Below are 19056 nucleotides of genomic sequence, written 5' to 3' on the forward strand. Positions count from 1 at the left end.
AGTAACCTTAATAACTACATATGACCGAAAAGTGGCTGGCTCTTTTTCAACACCCACACTCTTCCGTAATGATTATAAAAACCGGCCATTCTACCTGCTTCATGACCTGTTCCATGATAGATATCGAAATGATGTCCTTTAATTGCACCACCAACATCTAGGGCAATCATCATACGCATTTCATAGCGTCCCGTAAATTTCCCTGCATTATCAAGTACAGGTATTTCTGCTAATAGCGCTGTGCCTGGCGGAATAAGTGTTTTATCCGATGCGACTGATGCTTTAGCAATTAACGGTACTGCACTAGCGCCTCTGACAGGAACAAATGATTGTGGTTTGAAGAAAACAAAGGAAGCATTTTGTTCGAGTAATTCGCGCACTTCTTGTTCGCTATGGCTATTCGCCCAATCGTGGATCGCTTGCAGTGACATTTTCTCTAACGGCACTTCACCACGATCGACAAGCACTTTACCTATGCTCTTATAAGCATGCCCATTTTTCCCCGCATAACCAAAGAAATTCAGCGGGCTACCATCACCAAAATCCACATAGCCGCTACCTTGAACTTCCATCATAAAGTTATCCATGGCGGAGTTACTGTAGGCTAGAATGAGTTTATCGCTTAAAGCACCATTGTATATCGCGGCTCGGCTGGGGAGGCGTTTTTTCCCTTTAGGTGGCATTGCATAAAGTGGGTGCTGAAATTCCCCCTGTTTGGTACGGCGAGCTTGGATAACCGGCGTGTAATACCCAGTAAATTGTACGTTACCATAATTATCCACCCCTTCCATTTGAAAGGCGGTTAAGTTGAAACTCGCCAGTTTTTTAGGATCTCCCCCTGCAACTAGCCAGTTTTCAATCGCATGATAGGTATCATTGTTACCTTGAAACAAACGCGGTGACGCATTCTTGATTTCATTAACTTGCCGATAAAAATCTTGTGAATTGATTGGGCGCCCTTGAACATTTACTTGGCTTACTTGCTGAAGATCTTGCTTTAAACGTCCATCTTTATACTGCTGCCCTTGATCTGTCGGGTGAGATTGACAGCCAACAAGTAAAGATACAAACGCACCTGCTACACACCATTTTTGCCATAATTTCATGTTATATCGCCCACTCCAATCCAATATGAAGCGCACAATAGCAAACCCACATAAAGAATGAAACGGCTAAAAATACTTACTCTCCTATCGCCGTACAAATTGTGGACTTATTACTGGTTATTATTTTTCCCCGCAATGGATAATTCACATTTATTTTTTATCATCGACTCTAAAAAAAGGATTTAGCCTATTGCCTGTTAATCAATCTCACCGCCCCATTAAAATGATTAATATTTGACCACTAAGTGTATATTTTGTTCTATCTATGCGGAAATTTGAAAAAAATACACAAAAAAACTTGCATCAGATCTCATCCCGAGTATAGTGCCCGCTATCGGACGCGGGGTGGAGCAGCTTGGTAGCTCGTCGGGCTCATAACCCGAAGGTCGTCGGTTCAAATCCGGCCCCCGCAACCAATCTTCAAATTAGTATCAAAAATATTTCAGGCGCGGGATGGAGCAGCCTGGTAGCTCGTCGGGCTCATAACCCGAAGGTCGTCGGTTCAAATCCGGCTCCCGCAACCAATATCCCCTGTTATATTTACCTCTTCAGTCGCGGGGTGGAGCAGCTTGGTAGCTCGTCGGGCTCATAACCCGAAGGTCGTTGGTTCAAATCCGGCCCCCGCAACCAATTCTTATTTTTCCTATTAAATCAATGCAATAATAAAAAAGGCAACTCACTTTTCAGCCAGTCACCTTTTCTAATTTATCGATTTTATTCTAGCGGCTAATTTCTAATCGCTAATTCGCCGCCATTACGAAAATAGGCTTTAATCCCTTGGAAGATAGATTCCGCCATCTGCTGCTGGAACTTCGCGGTTTTCAATTTACGCTCTTCTTCTAAGTTACTGATAAAGGCTGTTTCAACCAAGATTGAAGGGATCTCCGGCGCCTTCAATACCGCAAAGCCTGCCTGATCAACTTTATTTTTATGTAGCCGATTGACTTTGCCCATGCGCTTTAAAACCTCATCACCAAATTTGAGGCTGTCATTAATGGTTGCTGTTTGCACTAAATCAAGCATGGTATGGTCAAGGTAAACATCACCACTTTTGCTCACCCCACCAATTAAGTCAGCCTCGTTCTGTGTCTGAGCGAGGTAACGAGCGGTATTACTGGTGGCACCTTTAGTCGATAAGGCAAACACAGATGAACCGTGAGCTGAGCGATTGGTAAAGGCATCAGCGTGAATCGAAACAAACAAGTCTGCCTGCATTTTTCGAGCCTTAGCGACCCTAACCTTCAATGGAATAAATACATCCTCGTTACGAGTCATATAGGCACGCATTTTGGGATCTTTATCGATTAACGCTTTCAAACGGCGAGCGATTTGTAAAACCACATCTTTTTCTCGCGTTTTGTATTTCCCCATTGCGCCGGGATCTTCCCCCCCATGCCCTGGGTCAATCATAATAATAATGGGGCGATCTCGACCTGCTTTACCCGGTTTCTTCGCCTGAGCAGGCATTTTCTCTTCTAAATCGCCTTTATTATAATCTTCCAATAAGGCAAGCAATGGATCGTCCGATGTTTCTACCCCTTTACCCGGATAGAAATCTAACACCAAACGGTTTTTAAATTCAGCAACGGGCGCGATAGTAAAAATCTGTGGGCTGACTTTATTTTTGACTTCAAAAACAAGACGCACTGTTTTTGGATCAAACTGCCCGACCCGTACTAATTTTAAATGCGGGTCGCGAGATTGGATTTGAGTTCCCATCTGCTTCAGAATGTTGTTCAGCTGTACCCCTTCCAAATCGATAACGATGCGTTCAGGGTTATGCAGTACCAACTGGCGATATTTTAATGGAGCACTCGATTCTAGCGTCACGCGCGTATAACTTGATGCAGGCCAGATACGTACTGCGATCACATTTGTATTCGCAGCAAAGCCAAATGGGCTGACACTAAGCAACATAACCGCTGCCGCTCCTTGTAAAAGGCGGCGTTTAGATGGACAGTGATCTGGGTGACTCATCAATAATTCCGAACCTAAAACTGAATATCAGGTGATTTTAGAACAAAAGCCAAATAGAGGCCAGAAACATAAACTCTAGCGAATCATTCGCATACTGTCATCAAGAATACACATTTAAATATAGAGATATGTAAACCCAAATAATAAAAATGTTACAAGTCTTATCCTATATTTTGCTTGATATTTATCGCTAAAAAGAATAAAAATACATTAATAGCGAATAAAAATTCAGTTAAGAGGGTGGTTATGAAAGAGCGCAGCACCGAATTGGTAGATGAGTTTCGCCATTCGGTTCCTTATATCAATGCCCACCGCGGCAAAACATTTATTATTATGCTTGGTGGAGAAGCAATTGCGCATGAGAATTTTCCGAGTATTGTCAATGATATAGGATTATTACATAGTCTTGGTATCCGCATCATCGTAGTTTACGGCGCTCGCCCTCAAATCGAAGATATTTTAGCCGAGCATAATTATGAGGCTGTTTATCATAAACATACCCGCGTAACGGATGCGAATACACTTGAATACGTTAAGCAAGCCTCTGGTGCCTTATTACTTGATATTACGGCTCGTTTATCGATGAGTCTGAGTAACACACCTTTACAAGGCGCTCATATTAGTGTTGTCAGCGGTAACTTTGTGATCGCGCAACCACTCGGTGTGGATGATGGCGTTGATTACTGCCATAGCGGGCGTATCCGCCGCATTGATGAAGATGCTATCAATAAACAACTGGATAATGGCTCTATCGTACTTATTGGTCCGGTTGCCGTGTCTGTTACTGGTGAAAGTTTTAATCTCACTTCTGAGGAAATAGCCACTCAACTCGCAGTGAAAATGAAGGCTGAAAAGTTAATCGGCTTTTGTTCTTCACAAGGAGTCGCTGATAAAGATGGCAATATTTTATCAGAATTATTTCCCGATGAAGCCGAAGATAGGATCCAAGAGCTGGAATCCGAAGGGGATTATTATTCAGGTACTGTGCGCTTTTTACGTGGCGCGGCGAAAGCTTGCCGCCGCGGTGTTCGTCGCAGCCATTTATTAAGTTATCAAGAAGATGGCTCGCTAATCCAAGAGCTCTTTTCGCGCGATGGCATTGGTACGCAAATTGTCATGGAAAGCGCCGAACAAATCCGTCGTGCTAATATTAATGATATCGGCGGTATTCTTGAGTTAATTCGCCCTCTTGAGCAGCAAGGCATCCTTGTAAGACGTTCACGGGAGCAACTTGAGATGGAAATCGATAAATTTACGATCATTGAACGAGATAACTTAGTGATTGCTTGTGCGGCTCTCTACCCTTACCCCGAAGAAAAACTGGGGGAAATGGCTTGTGTCGCCGTGCATCCTGACTACCGTAGCTCTTCGCGGGGAGAAGAACTTTTACATCGTGTTTCCCTACAGGCTAAGCAATTAGGGTTAGCAAAGCTATTTGTTTTAACCACACGTAGTATTCATTGGTTCCAAGAAAGGGGCTTTATTCCCGCAGAGATTGAGATGTTGCCATTGAAAAAACAGGCGCTATATAACTACCAACGCCGTTCTAAAATTTTGATGCTAGATTTACATGCAAAAGCCGATAAATAGACTTTAGCTCGACTAACCTGACAATTTACTTACTGTCAGGTTAGTCAATCAACCTAGGCGATTTGTACCACTCTTGATTTTTGGCATAGCGGTATGCTATCGATTAAAGGTTGTAGCAGTGATGACATTTCGGCAAATGATGCGCCATAGAAATAGAACGCTGTTTCTGTAGGGCCTTCCCACACACCATGGATCGCACCAATATCTTCTACAGCCTCGTCTAATTTATCGAAAATATCGTTAATATCGCTATTTTCATAAACTTCGTCGGGCAAATCAGTACCATTTAAATAAAGGGCTAACCCTTCTTCATCACCAAATTCAATCACAATGTCTTCACCATGAATAACTAAACGTGATCCTTTCGGCGCCAACATGGATGAAAACAATTGAATAATTAAGCTGATATTTTCATCATTCGCCTCTGCAACAGATAACTCAATATCACACTCATCAATTTCACCATTGTCTGAAAGTAACGTGCCACCACCTGTCACATGAATATCTTTTTCCATACTTTGCATAACATGCATAAAGGCATCTTCTAAGTCTGCACGTCTTTCTGGCTGAATTCTCGCTTTAAGTGTGACTGTTATTGCCGTCGTTGTTGGCTGGGTATCCATATTATTACCTTTTGCATTTAAGTCTAATTATGTAGCCAAGGCTACTACGTTTATTTTACATTCATGAGCTGTATTGCTAAGCCACTACGTCGTTTCGTCGGTGTCTCAATGGCACGGCGTAAAATCTTAATCGTGCAATACAAAGAAAGTTCTTTTTTGGCGCGAGTTATTGCAGTATACACAAGCTCTCGAGTGACGACTGGTGAATATACCTTCGGTAGTACTAAGGCGGTATGAGCAAACTCTGAACCTTGTGATTTATGTACAGTCATTGCATATGCTGTTTCATGTAAAGGCAACCGATTAGGTTGGATCCCCTTAATTGAGCCATCGGGATACTGAAAATAAGCTCTAAGTGCCCCTTCTTCATCAGGCAGGATTATCCCTATATCGCCATTAAATAGCCCTAATGGACTATCATTTCGGCTGATCATAATTGGCCTACCTGCATAATGTTTATTTATTTGGTTTAATGGCCGATGAATAAGCCCCTGCCGATGAAGCAGTTTTTCTAATTTTTCGTTTATCCCTGTTACACCATAGGGGCCATCTCTCAAAGCTGTCAACAAACGAAATTGATTAAATTTAAATAAAATCTCAGCCGGATCCTGTCTAGCTTTTACTGATAGAAGATAATCTCGATAGAAATTAGATGCCGCTATCAACATCTGTGCATAATCATCCTCACTTTCTTGTAAATAAGTATGCACGTCATTTAATGTGCTGTTTAATAACTTTTCAGCACGCTTGGTATCTCCATCATTAACCGCAAAAGCAAGCTGCCCGATACCCGAAGAAGCCGAAAAACGGTAACTTTTACGCAGTAGGCAGAGGCTATCTCTGATCAAAGGGCCTGTATTTGATGTAAAGTGATCGAGTGCGTATCCTGTCAGTTGAGCCAATTCTTGGGCACGTTGAGGGCTATATCCTTGATCCGCAAATTGGCAAATATCTCCAAGTACAGCCCCCGCTTCGACGGATGCTAATTGATCTTTATCCCCTAAAAAGATCAATTTGGCATTTACTGGCAAGGCTTCGATTAATTTACCCATCATGGGTAAATCCACCATGGAAGCCTCGTCAACAATCAAAATATCCAGTGTTAATAAATTATCACGGTGATAGCGGAATTGCTGGCTTTCAGGTTGTGCCCCTAATAGCCTATGCAGTGTTTTTGCCTGATTAGGCAACATATGTCGCTCTTCATCGGTCAATGACAAGCCATCGAGTGCTGCCCCCAACGACTCTGTTAAACGTGCCGCAGCTTTACCTGTCGGCGCTGCTAATTCAATTTGAATACGTTGTTTATTCTCTACAGCCAATTTAACCAATGCCGCTAAAATTCGAGCAACTGTGGTTGTTTTCCCCGTGCCAGGCCCCCCTGAAATCACGGAAACTCGGCTAGTGACAGCCACTGCGGCAGCTATTTTTTGCCAGTCAATTTCATCACTTTGCGGGAAAAGAGCGTCTAATATTCCTTTAATGCGCTGAGCATCATATTGAGGTAGTCCGGTGTGTGAAAAGTAGTCTGAAACACTTTGCTCATATTGCCATAGCCGCTGAAAATATAAAAACTCCCCCGATAACACCAAGGGGGATAATTCACTTTCCCCCGCTAGGCAGACAAAAGGGGCGTTTTTAACTAGGTGATAAATGGTTTCTGGATCAGGTGTGCCTATTGCGTGCCAAAATTCGTCTGCAAGTTCAGGATGGCGCCCTGCAAACAGTTTTTCCTGACTGAAATCAGATAATGACAAGCAGACATGCCCCGCCATCGTCTCAGCACTCAATAATGCGGTAAGCAGTAATAATGTTGGGTTTTGCTCTTGTGTAATGTTATAAGCAAACTGGATATCAAGGGGAGTGAATAATCGCGCTTCGAGCGCTTTATTAAACAGCGCTTTCATCATGGCTCACTTCCCTCTTGTGCGTTACGAAATAGTCGGTCCAGTTCGTCGATAAATGCCTTTTCTGGCCGATAATAAAAAATACCATTTTTTGACTCTACCCGATCAATGCCACGAAGAAAGAGGTAATAGACGCCACCAAAATGAACATCATACTGATAGTTAGGTAATCGCTGTTTAAGGTAACGATGCAGCGCTAATGAATATAATTGATATTGAAGATCATAACGGTGGTCAATCATCGCTTCAGCCATCGCAGATTGCGTATAGCTAGCCGCATCATCACCGAGGTAATTTGATTTATAATCAAGGAGATAAAATTTCCCTTTCCATAAAAACGTTAAATCGATAAACCCTTTTAAAATACCTTGTACTTTTTCAAAATTAAGCGGAGGGCAAGCCGCAGATAGCGGATCATATCGATGAGTAATGCGATCAACATCTTCAGCTTGAAGCAAGTTATCAATAGGAAGATAAAACTGTAGTTCATCTAACATATCTTGAGGCGCTAATGCAGACAAGCATAAACCATCATCTGCCAGTGGCGCATCCACAATAGCCGCCAACCATGCCTGTAACATGTCAGCCCATTTGGTATCAAACCCTGCTCCTTGCAATTTCTCAACTAACCATTCAAGGGGGATCTCTTGTGAAAAGTCCATTTCTTCCATAAGTTCATGAAGAAAAGTTCCCGGTGCAGTTCCGCGGGGAAACAGATGTGGTGTCAACGTAAATTCATCGATTTCTGGTAAAGTGGCATCTAAGCTAGCTTCCACATCTATTTTAGGTGCCAGTGAGGTCGCAAGCTGCTCAGCACTTATCGCTTGCTCATTACCACTGCCACTATGACCACTACTATAGCTCAACCCTGAATAACTGGTTACTCTCCAATGGTAGTCAAAGAAGCGAGTAATATCCCTAGCTGACAATGACTCATTATCATCTTGATCAAAAGACATTGAGATAGATTCTGTATACTCAATGCGCTCCACACTAATCGCAGTACCGGCAAGCTCTGCTAATCCTTTATTGAGTAAGCTAAAATCCCCCGCTTCCCCCTTTTGAATTAAATACCCCAAAGCAGATAAGTGTAGGTCGGTTTCACCACTTTTCTTGCGGTTACCTTTAATTATTGGCGCAATACCAACACTACAATGATAGATTGCACGTGTTAAGGCAACATAGAGTAGCCGTAAGTCTTCCGCCAAACGCTCTTCATCCGCAAGCGCAACGTTCTCTTCACTATCATCTAAGTCTAAATGAGTGCCGTAATTCTCCCTGTCATGGTACAGCGCCTTTGATTGTGGTAAAAAATTACTCGCAAATGGCAGCCAAACAATCTTGTATTCAAGGCCTTTTGATTTGTGGATGGTACTGATTTGAACTAGGTGTTTATCACTTTCTAAACGCATTTGCTGTGCGTTCGATTGATGATCAGGATGAGCAATTTGCTGTGTTAACCAACGCACTAATGTGTGCTCACCTTCTAATTGAAGAGACATCTCTTGAAGCAGTTCACCAATATGCATCAAATCCATTAAACGACGTTCACCTTCCACGGCAGAAAGCAATGATTCTGCAATATGGCGCTCCGCCATCAGAACCCGAAGCATCGGCAGAACCCCGCGCTTACGCCAAATTAGCGCGTATTGAGAAAACTCATCCACCAGCGCTTCCCATGCCTTTTCATCGTAATTTAGCGCATCAATCTCTTTGGCGTTTAGCCCTAAAGTTCCCGTTGCTAGTGCACTACGTAAAATACGCTCTTTTTCTGGCGACAGTACCGCTTGTAAGATCCATAAAAGGTCACGCGCTTCTTGGGTCGCAAAAACACTTTCTCTATTCGATAGGAAGACAGATGGGATACCCAACTGATTGAGTGCATCACGGATCAGTGTTGCTTCACGTCGGCTTCTCACCAAGACTGTAATATCAGCCGCAGAAACCGGATGTTGTTTTCCATCACTATGCTGAAATAAGCTTGTTCCCTCAGCTCCCCCTTGTAACCATTGACTGATCTGTGCGGCGCATTGTGATGCCATTGTTTGCTCATAATCAGCAATAGAAACCGCTTCTGCATCAATTTGCCAAAATGTTAGCGCTTTTACTGCTTGACCATGATGCTTTAATATCTTGCCCGCATTTTTGGCTGCAAAGTTGACAGGGTTAAATGGGATCTGCTCAAAAATAAAAGGTTTTTCGCAATGGCTAAAAATACGGTTAACAGCTTCAACCATTTGCTCGGAGGAGCGATGGTTAGTTTCTAGTGTATAGTGAGCACTAACCTGCTTTTTCGCTGCAATGTAAGTAAAAATATCAGCGCCGCGAAACGCATAAATAGCTTGTTTAGGGTCACCAATAAATAACAATGCACTATTTTCAACCTCATGATAAATCCGCTGAAAAATACGATATTGTTGAGGGTCGGTATCCTGAAACTCATCAATCATCGCAACAGGGAAACGCTGGCTAATGGCTTTAGCTAAGTAATCTCCGCCCTGCTTTTTTAATGCGTTATCTAAGCGAGTGAGCAAATCATCAAACCCCATTTCGCCTCTACTGTGTTTTTCTCGGGCAATGTTTTGCCTAACTTCTGTTATGGCAACGGGAATAATCAGATCTTTAATGGTTAGGGATTGCGAAAGAAGTTCATCAATGAGCGCGAATACCTCGTGCTCAGGGCCTGAGCCACTTTTCGATTTATCATGTAAGGCAGCTTGCGAAAACCGAATAATTTCTTTTGGCAGTTGGTAATCTTGTGTTTCTTCCTCTGCCCAGCGTGCCATTTTATCTAACCAGCTCGGTAAAAAGCGCGAGCTATAACTACGTTTATCAACATCCGAGCTAACAATCCGTTTTTCAATTTCAGAGCCCCCTGCTAGCCATAAAGACTTCACTTGAGTAATGAGTTCGATTAAACGCTGGTGACGCTCTTCAAAGGTTTCTTTATTTGGCGTTTCATTAACTATGTATGGCATATCACCTTGTAAAAAAGGCTTAATATCCGCCAGTAATGCTTCCGGACTATTCCATTGTGACAAAACAACTTTTGCCATTGAATAATCGAGTGGATAGAAATGACGCCGCCAAAAATCAGCACAAGCTTGCTTTTGAATCGGAAGTTCATCTTGGATCATCGTCTGTTCAAATAAAACGCCTGATTCAAAAGCATTGTGAACTAACATTCTCTGACAAAAGCCATGAATGGTATAAATCGCAGCTTCATCCATTTGACGCTCAGCGGTAAGTAACCAATTTATGGCAAACTCACGTTGCTCTGGTGTTGGAATTTGCGAGAGTAGCTCTAAATATTCCGGCTCTTTTTCGAAACCGACCCCATCACGGATACAAGCAAGGCGCATTTTATGAATTCGCTCACGTATACGCCCTCGTAATTCATTAGTTGCGGCTTCTGTAAATGTCACTACGAGAATTTCTTCAACTGTAAGAGGTCGGGGGAAAGCATTCTCCCCCCCTAACCCTAATAGTAAACGCAGATAGAGTATCCCTATCGTATAGGTTTTGCCTGTACCCGCAGAGGCTTCAATTAACCGTTGGCCTTGTAATGGTAACGAAAAAGCATCTAACAATTGGGAACTTATCTGCATTTTACTCACTTCGCATCTTCCTTAACTGGCAAGATTTTTTGAAATTCTGACGCATTCGGATAGAACACCCAGCCTTTTAGTGGTGCATATCCTGTTTTTTCATTGACATCTTGACCAATAACTTGAGATGCCAACGCTAACCCTTGACGTTTCATCACCGCTTTTTGGTAGTACTCAATCACTTGCTGCTGAGTCACTTTCTCAAATAACGCGAGTACGTTCTCTCGGGTATCGAACGTAAAAATATTGCGGTTAAAGTCTGAAGAATAACGTCCAACCTCTTCATAGAAAGTTTGTGGAGGTTGTTTCATTTCAGTAATAATCGATTGTTTATACTGTTCAAACTCTTGGGCTGGTAGTTTGTTCAGCTTATCGAGCGCAACTTGATAAAACTCTTGGTAACGAGAGTTCAAGTAGTCCGGTGTTTTTGCGTTACTTTGCAATAAGAAACCAATTCCCCACTGGTCACCTAACCCAACTTTGAAAGCAAAAACCGCATACCCAAGTTGCTCATTTGTTCTTAGTTGATCGTAAAACCAAGGCTGAATGATATTAGACAGAAGGCCAGACAATACCGCCCCTTCAATACGGCTGTAACCTTCAGGGATAAATATCTCTGCCAAAGCGTTATCTGTACTTTGAGCTTGGTGATGGAAATCCGCTAAATATGGTTTATCAACAACGACGATATCACCACGCCACCAATTTGTTCCTTTGCTCTTAAGTAACTTTTGGGCATCTTGGATCACTTTCACACTTTGTTTATCGGTTAAATTACCAATAACCATCGCCTGTAGCGCTGCACTATCCACAACTTTGCTACGATAATCTGTAATATCTTTTAGCGAAATGCTATCAAGCACTGATAACCGTTCTTCTTGCTCAAAATAAGGTACGGTATCGATACGACGCAGTGGTTGCATCGCTAATTCATAAGCTTTGGCATTATTAGCAACTTTAATTTGCTCCTGATACCAAGATTTCGCCTGAGCCAGTTCCCTTTCGGTAGGTTCAAAGCTGACATAAAGCTTGGTCATTGATAAAAACAACTCAGGTAAATGCTGTGTATAACCACTCGCATTAAACTGTAAGCCAAGTCCTTGGGAAACAGAAACAGACATCCCAGCAACGGATGCTTGGTATTGCAATTCATCCATTTTTAAAGAAGCGATATATTGCAGTAACGCGCCTGTCACTTGCGATTTAGCATCCTGCATCCCCTCTTTCGTTCTAAGAGATAAATTAATTGTTGCCTTCGGTTCGTCCGCGAAATATTGGCTAGGCATATAGAGCACTCGAGTGTTATCTGTTTGATAGATAAGCTCTGGGTGCTTATATGTCTTATCAACCTTAATTAATGACAAGTTATCAGGAATGTATGGGTTTAATTCAGGCAATCTAAATTTCATTTTAGATTCCAATTTATCCCATTGTGCTAACTGCTTTTCTGTAATTTTATCAACCTGATAAGGTGCATTCACAAAGTAAGCTTTTTTGTTATGAGGCTCATCCGGGCTAATAAACCAAATCCTCGCATCTTTTGCCGTTAATTCAGATAGACGAGCCTTAATGGCAGCAGGATCATACTTGTCAGCAATATAATCTGAGTCCAGTACATGCTTCACTGGTACATTGATCATTTGGTCTGATAACCACTCAATGTAATTCATATCTCTGACAATGGAGCCATAACGAAAAGAGAGATTCAGTACATTAGCAATTTCTTCAAAATAATTTTTATTAATACCGTCTTTTTTCAGTAAATCGATATAAGAGAAAACAGCCGCAATAATCTGATCGCGCTCTGCTAACCCTTTATCGGTTAACGTAATATAAATTGAGAAAACACCATCATTGCGATCTGCATTTGGTGTTGATGACGCACTGATCCCTTCGGCAAGCCCTTGAGATATTAACCAATCAGCAAGCGTACCTGGGCTGCGATTCCCAATTAGGTAACCAATATACTCATCACTTTTACTACGAAAGTCAGCCATATTGTTTTTTATGCTAAACTCAAGCTGAATTGCTTTTTGTGGCTGAGCGGGAACATAGTGAATGATAATCCCCTTTTCGTTATCTGTAACGGCTGGCACATCTGTCGATGGTGCAGTGACTTGACGATCTGGGATGCGTCCAAAGGTTTCTGCTGCTATTTTTGCCAATGACTCTATAGACTGGTCGCCATAAAGCACACCATTCATCAAATTTGCAGAGTAGTATTGCTTATAAAAACCCACCAGCTCTGCTTGTAATTTACTGTTCGGTTTATCTTGTAGCGTCTCTAAGTTCCCACCGGAAAAACGTGAGTTCGGATGCTGAGGATTTAACGTTTCCGAACGAACCTGCCATAACCGCATGCCATCACGGGAGCGCGCCATCGTCAGTTCAGCATTGACCGCATTACGCTCTCTGTCTGCATTAGTTGGGTCGAGCAATGGATCTGCCAATGCATCAGCCAATCGATCGGTTGCTTGTTGAAGTGCACTATTTTCAACTTCCAAATAATAAGCAGTACGATGAGCGGCAGTACTTGCATTATGACTACCACCGTGTTTTTGCAAAAACTCAGACAAACTGCTTGGTTCTGGATATTTTTTAGAGCCCATCAACACCATGTGTTCTAAATAGTGCGCTAACCCCAATTGACTATCTGGATTTTCTAGACTTCCAACAGGAATGGATACCGCCGCTAATGACTTTGTCGCTTTAGGATCGGACACCAATAGAACAACCATGCCATTATTTAACTTGATGGCTTGATAAGTTCTTGGGTCATTTTCACTCTTATTGATAGTCTCAGGTAAAACTTGCCAAAGGGGTTGTGCGGCTACCGCTCCCCCCCAAGCCACTAAGGCCAACAACAAGAAAAATTGAGCGATACTTTTGGATAAACGTAGCATCCTTTAATGCTCCCCTTTTTATTTTAAATGTTCTGCCATTGGCAGAAGGTAACGCTGAGTATTTTCCAACAGCGCCTGAATTAAGTTCTGATCGATGTTTCTACAAACTCGTAAAACATAATCGTCTTCCATTTCACCTCTTTTCATTGAAGAACCTTGAAGACTTTGCATTAATGCGGACAGTGCTTTTTGCTGAATCTCCTCAGAAACAAAGTCATACTGTTTGCTCTTTTTATCAAAGCAAGCGGACAACCAGTTCCAACCGCTTTGATTTAACAATAATAATGGTGAATTTAGCCCATCACAGTAACCTGTGATTAATTGCTCTAAGTATTTTTTCGCATCGTCTTGTTTTACACTAGAAAAGTGCCAAATGCTATTCTCTCTACCAAGCGCGATACTCTCACCTTCAGCGATAGCAAAATTAAATAATAAGTGTTCAACCCACAGCTGAACGCCATCATTTGCGGTTAAATAGGCAGGCCGATAGCGCAACACCCCTTTTTCATGAATATTCTTTAATACCCCATTAATTTTGATGCCATTAATTTGAATATCAATAACGTGATCAAATAGTTGTGCATTCTGCTCTTTAATCTTCTCTGCAAGTGGCGCAATATCCTTAACTTGCTGCTCCCAAAAAAGCTGACCAAATTGTTTTGCAGGTAGCTGCCCCGCCGCCCTTAATGCCTGATATAAAGGTGCCGGATTCTCATCTTTAATGAGTAAGGCTAAAAGTCGCTCATTCACTTTATAGCGCTGTAACCTATCCAGAATAAAAGGTTCATCTTCTGGTAGCTCTGTTTCTTCAATCGTAAAATGAATTTTTAAGCGCTGCTGGAAAAAAGCCCTAATTGGGTGCCGATAGAAGCGTAACAGTTGTTCAATCGAAATATCGGTCACTGGCTCTCGTTCATCCAAGGTAGAGATAAATGATTTGTTCCCTTGAAAAGTTGTTTTGGCCGCTGGTAACCACTCACTCGCAAAGCTTTGATAGGGTGAATTAGCTATAAAGTTTTCTTTCGCAAATGGCACTCTATTGTGTTGGAACACCAAATGCTCTTTTAATTTTATCGCGCTGTCATCAATATTAAGGGCTTCATCGCCTTCCAGACAGAAACTCTGGCAAATATAATCTAACAACTCGGTAACCAATACCGATGGGTTACACACCTGATTATCCTGGATAGATAAGCCGATATAACTGATATAGAGCTGTTGTGCAGCTGAATTCAATGCTTCCAAAAACAGATAACGGTCATCATCCCTACGCTTCCTATCCCCTCTAGCTGGTTTTTCTGCCATTAAATCGAACCCTAATGGCGGAATTGTTCGAGGATAGATACCATCATTCATGCCTAGCAAGCAGACCACCTTAAAGGGCACTGAACGCATAGGCATTAGTGTACAAAAATTGATAGCTCCCGCTAAAAAGCGTTGGCTGATCTTCTCTTCATCGAAACAGACTGCCAATTCATCCCGAATTAAGCGTAAAGGAACCTGTTCATCATAGCCAGAGCCCTGCGCATTTTGGATAATTTTATGCCACTGCTCTGTAACAAGAGTAAGTACTAACTCAGTATCTCCGTCAACGTGAAAGAAGCTATCAATTAGCTGCTGGCAAACCTCTTTCCACTCATCAAGAGTTCTTTCAACGTCTAGTAAGGTTCGCCATTCTTTTAGTGTATTCACTAATAAAGCGAGTTTACCTGCTAATTGAGCAGCTAAACCACTACTCTCATCATACGGTAGAACATCATGCCAAGGGCCATATCGACTGTCCATCGCATAACCTAACAGCATGCGACTTAAACCAAACTCCCAGGTATTTTGCCCTATCACTGGAAGCGATAAAGCGCGAACGTTGTCATCATCCAATCCCCAGCGGATACCTGATTCATTAACCCACCTGCGTAACAAGCCTAATTCCCTTTCATCAATATCAAAGCGTGCAGCAAAAGCAGAGACCTCAAGTAATATGAGTACTTGCTCCGTTGAAAAACGGCTTTGAGGCAGGTCGAGTAACAGTATAAATGCCTGTAAGATTGGGTGTGCTTGTAAGGCTTTTCTATCTGAAATAGAAAACGGGATATATCGCTTAGACGCGGTATTACCAAAGACGGCTTGGATAAATGGAGTATAACTATCAATATCCGAAACCATCACAATGATATCCCTCGGGGTCAATGAGGGGTCTTGTTCAAACAGCGCCAATAATTTGTCTTGTAAAACTTCCACTTCCCTTTGAGCACTGTGGCAAGAATGAAATGTGACGGATTGATCAGATAAGGTTAATACCCGCTTATTTTGACTTGTATTGTAATCCGTTAATGTGGTTCCTAGCTGAGCATGGTTTTCGAGATCTAAAATGTCTTGCTGCAAATGCTCTAGTAAACAACTACGATCGGTATCCACAAATGCTGAAATTTCATTTGCACCATCGATTTGTGAAATAAAATAGAGGTTATCTCTCCCCAATTTTCCCCATGATGCCAGCAGTGGGTTCGCTAACTCTTGCTCTCCCTCTGCATTAAATAACCCTTGAGCATGCTCATCTATTTTAAAACGTGATATTTCATGCTTATCAATATAATGATGCAGTTTTCTTTTTTGAAGTTTTGCGAGAAAAGCGTGGCTATGGATATCCCCCCAATAGTAGCGGCAAGGGTTAGTAAACATTAAATGGATATCTGTGTGTTCTGCAATGGCATTCAATGCTTGCAGGTAAACAGGTGGTAATGAAGAGATACCGCAAATAAAAATGCGTTTTGGTAGAGCATCTCGTACGCCCTGAGTGGTGGACAATTTATCGATAAAGCTCTGATAAAGATTCGCTCGGTGCCATGGGGATTGCCCAAGTGAGTCAGTATAAGCAACTAACCGCAGCCATAACCGTTTCTGCCATAGCTGATTGGTTCCTAAACCATCAATAAGCTCATTTTGTTGCCATTTTTCAATCCACTGAGGCCGATATACTAAATATTGGTCAAATAGATCCGCGACACGCCCAGCAAGTTGATGTAGCTTACGTTTATCTAAGTCATTATGAAGGTAATGGCGTAGTGGCTCAAATTCATCTTCATCGATCACTTCAGGTAAGATTTTCATCAACTTCCATGTCATCGCCTGCTTAGTGTAAGCGCTCTCTTTTGGTATATCCGGTAATACCCGTCGAAACATATCCCAAATAAAGGTTGCCGGTAATGGATAATAAATATTCGCTGCTATTCCGAAGCGTTTTGCTAATTCTATCTGTAACCATTGAGACATACCGGGGCTTTGTACCAAGATTATCTCTTGTTCGAACGGGTGAGAAAGAGGCTCATTCTCCATTAAGTGAGCTATCAGTTCCTTTAACAGCTCTAACTGATTAGAATGATAAACCTGAAACATTGTTATCTCCTGTTCTACAAAACCAGCGGTTTAGAGAAAGTGCTTGCCTAGTCGTTGATAGGGTTACTTTGATATCACGACAACCATCTAATACGGTGAATGTCTGTGAGCTTAGCTGCCAATCGGGGTACATACCCCCTGAATTTTCAGGGATGGGCACCACACCCACCGTTGTGCGTTCCAAATTGCTCTGTAACTCTCTTAATGCTATTGAATTATGAAATATCCAATTGAAATTCAAGGTAATATATTGGCTGTAGTTTAACAGAGCAATTAACAAAATAGCAAAAACAACGAGGGCGATCATTGATTCTATTAATGCGAAACCTTCCTGTTGACTGGTGGGCGACCTCATGAACAAAATCCTTTTTGATTAACAGGGCAATAATCCAACCAACCTTTTATACGTGGCCTGACTTTTTGGGTTTTAGAGATAGGCGCGACCCAACGATAAACCGTCACATAGTGCCGCCCTTTATATAGACCTTTGCCCGATAAAACAAACTGCCCACTCTTATAATGTTTAATACAGCTCACCCACGTTTGAGTTGGTGGTCGTTGGCATTGCCAATTTGCCCCTCTGTACGTCGTTAACCGCCAAGATTGCTTTAACCCCCACGCTAGCGCTGATTCTGCTTGGTTAAAAGCTTCGATATAGTTTTTTTCACGAAAAAACTCATCACGGGCATTATCTTGATAAAAATGTAAGGTTTTTAATAATAATAACCCCATAGTCATCAACACAATGACCATGACTAACGCAATGTTTCCTCTTTGCTCCCCAACTCGCCTCATCGTAAGTTTCTCAGCAAAACAGCGGTACGATAATGCAGCACTTTGTGAGGCAAATGAGGGCTTTCAATATCAAGGCTCATTTCAAGTATTGATTGTGATTGATCCCAAGTAAATCTCATTGAATTCACTTTAATCATTAAGGGGTCAAACAAGGATAACCACCGATTGCCATCACAATCCATCACATTACGGTTTGACTCTAATTTTCTATCATTGAGCCGGTAACCAAAAAAATCAGACTCCTTATTTCTGCCTCTGACAGGTCTCCATGTACCTGATAAATTTTGGTCGTAAGCGAAAATAATGCAGGAATTAGGGTGACGACCTAAAAATTTAGCACCGATCTTGATAGGCTCTCCTTGGCAAGAGAAACTACTACAATAGCCAATACGCCTAAAATCCTTTTCCATATTAATAAGCACCTGCCTAACCTCCCTATCTACCTGATACTGAATATAAGATTGGTGAGTCTGTTTAAACAAATTCGGGAGAACAGCAATGGCAGCAAGACAAACTAAGCTACTGATAGCCATTGCTATCAATGTTTCAACTAAGGAAAAACCGTGTTGTTCATTGATTTTCATAAGAGAAACTCAACAACGCGGAATTCCAGTCAGTTTATCATTGCTACACACCCTGATCCGCCCCATCGCTGACATGAATACCGTGATCTGCCCAAAATCATTTTTCAATTCAAGACGAAAAGAGTGGCTAGTCCCTTGCTTCCCATAAAAATCAACAGATAAACGAGAAGCCGTTTTAATTTCAATGCCTTCAAATTGGGTCGATGCTAATGCTGCAATGGATTTTCTAGCTCCGGCCTCCTTGATGCTTAACGTCCATTCTCCTTGAGAGAGTGCTATCGATAAAATGCGATGTCGATTTAAATAAACACTCTCCATCAAATGACGGTAAATAAATACGGTAACCTGCCGTGCAGCATCAATTAAGCGTAGCTTTTGCTGTTGTTGCTGCCAGTTATATAACGCGGGTAACAAAGCTAAAGAACAAATAAATAACACCACTAAAAGCTCAATGAGCGTGAAGCCTTTCTCTCCTTTCACTATTCGAATTTCCATATATCGCCGCCATTATCTTCGCAAAATGTGCACTTAATATTGTCGACGATGGCAAATAAAAACAGCGTGATTAGT

At 41.9% G+C, this 19056-nt stretch carries 12 protein-coding genes and 3 tRNA genes; 4 read left to right on the top strand and 11 right to left on the bottom strand.

Annotation, left to right across the window (positions count from 1 at the left end):
• Positions 1 to 14: 14 nt before the first annotated feature.
• The gene (gene mltA, locus PR699_RS16870; RefSeq protein ID WP_004924922.1) at positions 15 to 1106 is read right to left on the bottom strand and encodes a murein transglycosylase A; all 1092 of its coding nucleotides are present in this window, start codon (positions 1104 to 1106) and stop codon (positions 15 to 17) included.
• A gap of 339 nt (positions 1107 to 1445) precedes the next feature.
• On the opposite strand from mltA, the gene PR699_RS16875 reads away from it, so the two are divergent.
• From PR699_RS16875 to PR699_RS16885, 3 genes are all read left to right on the top strand, one after another.
• Positions 1446 to 1522 (top strand) — tRNA-Met (locus PR699_RS16875).
• A 31-nt stretch (positions 1523 to 1553) separates the two neighbouring features.
• Positions 1554 to 1630 (top strand) — tRNA-Met (locus PR699_RS16880).
• Positions 1631 to 1659: 29 nt separating this feature from the next.
• Positions 1660 to 1736, top strand: a tRNA-Met gene (locus PR699_RS16885).
• Positions 1737 to 1832: 96 nt separating this feature from the next.
• Here PR699_RS16885 and amiC read toward each other — a convergent pair.
• Positions 1833 to 3083: an N-acetylmuramoyl-L-alanine amidase AmiC gene (gene amiC / locus PR699_RS16890; protein WP_014657669.1), complete on the bottom strand. Its 1251-nt coding sequence runs from the start codon at positions 3081 to 3083 to the stop codon at positions 1833 to 1835.
• Positions 3084 to 3329: 246 nt separating this feature from the next.
• Here amiC and argA point away from each other — a divergent pair, with 246 nt between their 5' ends.
• Positions 3330 to 4673: an amino-acid N-acetyltransferase gene (gene argA / locus PR699_RS16895; RefSeq protein ID WP_014657668.1), complete on the top strand. Its 1344-nt coding sequence runs from the start codon at positions 3330 to 3332 to the stop codon at positions 4671 to 4673.
• A 53-nt stretch (positions 4674 to 4726) separates the two neighbouring features.
• Here the strand turns inward: argA and PR699_RS16900 are convergent, their stop codons facing one another.
• Genes PR699_RS16900 through PR699_RS16940 form a run of 9 tightly spaced genes read right to left on the bottom strand, consistent with a single transcriptional unit; the run spans position 4727 to position 18981 of the window.
• Entirely contained in the window at positions 4727 to 5296 is a 570-nt protein-coding gene (locus PR699_RS16900) for a hypothetical protein (RefSeq protein WP_004924935.1), read from the bottom strand.
• Positions 5297 to 5346: 50 nt separating this feature from the next.
• A complete protein-coding gene (gene recD / locus PR699_RS16905; protein WP_180977811.1) occupies positions 5347 to 7203 on the bottom strand; it encodes an exodeoxyribonuclease V subunit alpha in 1857 nt (618 codons plus the stop codon).
• A complete protein-coding gene (recB, locus tag PR699_RS16910; RefSeq protein ID WP_237069602.1) occupies positions 7203 to 10811 on the bottom strand; it encodes an exodeoxyribonuclease V subunit beta in 3609 nt (1202 codons plus the stop codon). The genes recD and recB overlap by 1 nt, the downstream gene beginning before the upstream one ends.
• A 5-nt stretch (positions 10812 to 10816) precedes the next feature.
• Positions 10817 to 13714, bottom strand: coding sequence for a pitrilysin (gene ptrA, locus PR699_RS16915; protein WP_014657665.1), 2898 nt, complete (start codon positions 13712 to 13714; stop codon positions 10817 to 10819).
• A gap of 18 nt (positions 13715 to 13732) precedes the next feature.
• Positions 13733 to 17107 carry an exodeoxyribonuclease V subunit gamma gene (gene recC / locus PR699_RS16920; RefSeq protein WP_014657664.1) on the bottom strand — a complete coding sequence of 1125 codons (3375 nt, stop codon included), beginning with the start codon at positions 17105 to 17107 and terminating at the stop codon, positions 13733 to 13735.
• Complete coding sequence (locus tag PR699_RS16925) at positions 17085 to 17462, bottom strand: prepilin-type N-terminal cleavage/methylation domain-containing protein (RefSeq protein WP_004924951.1); 378 nt, start codon at positions 17460 to 17462, stop codon at positions 17085 to 17087. The genes recC and PR699_RS16925 overlap by 23 nt, the downstream gene beginning before the upstream one ends.
• On the bottom strand, positions 17459 to 17902 hold the full coding sequence (locus PR699_RS16930; RefSeq protein ID WP_004924954.1) for a YgdB family protein: 444 nt from the start codon (positions 17900 to 17902) through the stop codon (positions 17459 to 17461). Before PR699_RS16930 ends, PR699_RS16925 begins: the two co-directional genes overlap by 4 nt.
• Entirely contained in the window at positions 17899 to 18486 is a 588-nt protein-coding gene (locus PR699_RS16935) for a prepilin peptidase-dependent protein (RefSeq protein ID WP_004924958.1), read from the bottom strand. Before PR699_RS16935 ends, PR699_RS16930 begins: the two co-directional genes overlap by 4 nt.
• A 9-nt stretch (positions 18487 to 18495) precedes the next feature.
• Complete coding sequence (locus PR699_RS16940) at positions 18496 to 18981, bottom strand: prepilin-type N-terminal cleavage/methylation domain-containing protein (protein WP_004924961.1); 486 nt, start codon at positions 18979 to 18981, stop codon at positions 18496 to 18498.
• Positions 18982 to 19056 lie beyond the last annotated feature (75 nt).

The sequence above is a fragment of the Providencia sp. PROV268 genome, assembly GCF_028477805.1.
GTDB classification, from domain to species: domain Bacteria; phylum Pseudomonadota; class Gammaproteobacteria; order Enterobacterales; family Enterobacteriaceae; genus Providencia; species Providencia stuartii.